Source organism: Verminephrobacter aporrectodeae subsp. tuberculatae At4 (assembly GCF_000193225.1).
GTDB classification, from domain to species: Bacteria; Pseudomonadota; Gammaproteobacteria; order Burkholderiales; family Burkholderiaceae_C; genus Acidovorax; species Acidovorax aporrectodeae.
This window is the reverse complement of record NZ_AFAL01000565.1, coordinates 1-600: the sequence shown is the minus strand read 5'-3', so window position 1 is coordinate 600 and position 600 is coordinate 1. Positions and strand designations below refer to the sequence as shown.

The following is a 600-nucleotide window of genomic DNA, read 5'->3' as shown; positions in this document are numbered from 1 at the left end:
ATCCGGGAACTGACGGTCAACTACGCGGTGCAGGGGGGCACGCTGCAGGCCCTGGCGCCCCAATCTGACGATGCACTCAAGGCGATGGCGAAATGGACCAAGGCCGATCCGAAGGATGTGCTGCCCGTGATGCGCCTGTACCGCTTCCCGACGATGGCCGAGCAGGTGTCGCCGACGTGGCTGGGAGGTGGCGCGGCCAAGGCGATGGCCGGCACGGCGGCCTTCCTCAGGGAGCAGGGGCGCGTGCAGGAAGTCAGGCCCGACGACAGCGCCTTCGTGACCACGACCTGCGTCGACAAGGCGATGGGCAAGTAAGCCGCCGAACGGGACGACCATGCCAACGCTCGACATCCGGGAACTGACGGTCAACTACGCGGTGAAGGGGGGCACGCTGCAGGCCCTGGCGCCCGTCAATCTGACGATGCACTCAAGGCGATGGCGAAATGGACCAAGGCCGATCCGAAGGATGTGCTGGCCGTGATGCGCCTGTACAGATTCCCGACGATGGCCGAGCAGGTGTCGCCGACGTGGCTGGGAGGTGGCGCGGCCAAGGCGATGGCCGCCACGGCGGCCTTCCTCAAGGAGCAGGGGCGCGTGCAG

Annotated in this window: 2 pseudogenes; both read left to right on the top strand. The window is 67.3% G+C overall.

Annotated elements, in window-relative coordinates:
* Positions 1-315, top strand: a pseudogene (locus VTU_RS28185) (hypothetical protein); the annotation flags it as partial.
* A gap of 19 nt (positions 316-334) precedes the next feature.
* A pseudogene (locus VTU_RS35890) lies at positions 335-427 on the top strand (nitrate ABC transporter ATP-binding protein); the annotation flags it as partial.
* Positions 428-600 lie beyond the last annotated feature (173 nt).